Source organism: Agrobacterium sp. MCAB5, assembly GCF_052114365.1.
In the GTDB taxonomy this organism is placed as follows: Bacteria; Pseudomonadota; Alphaproteobacteria; order Rhizobiales; family Rhizobiaceae; genus Agrobacterium; species Agrobacterium tumefaciens.
This window is the reverse complement of record NZ_JBFREP010000338.1, coordinates 1-383: the sequence shown is the minus strand read 5'-3', so window position 1 is coordinate 383 and position 383 is coordinate 1. Positions and strand designations below refer to the sequence as shown.

Here is a 383-nt window from a genome sequence, read left to right as displayed (position 1 = left end):
GCTTCTGGTTGACGCCTTCGGCTATCGTTGCAGCGCGAGCGGTCGGACAATTGTGGTCTCAGCACCAACCCCTGAACTCGAGAAAAGTATCCGCCTTGGATACATCCTGGACGAACAGGCACGCGAACAAACCCGGTTGACCCGCGTGAAGGCGATGCAGCAAGGGGCATCATCGGTTTTTGCCATCGCTGACGAATTCTTCGACCGTTTCCACGACAACGTTGTCAAGCGTTTGGACGTACCGGTCAGCCGCTATGCGTTCCATCTTCCGGAAGCCCCGCCGATACTGGCGCTCTTTCAGGGCGATGCGGTGACCGTTGAAGAGGACTTTTACCTCCGGGAAGTCGGAAATATCGAACTGGTAACGTGGGACGAGTTGAAGC

The 383-nt window shown here is 56.4% G+C and carries 1 protein-coding gene; it reads left to right on the top strand.

From position 1 onward, the window contains the following. Positions 1 to 383: hypothetical protein (locus AB4Z23_RS28915; RefSeq protein ID WP_441361362.1), on the top strand; the 383-nt coding region annotated here is incomplete at both ends.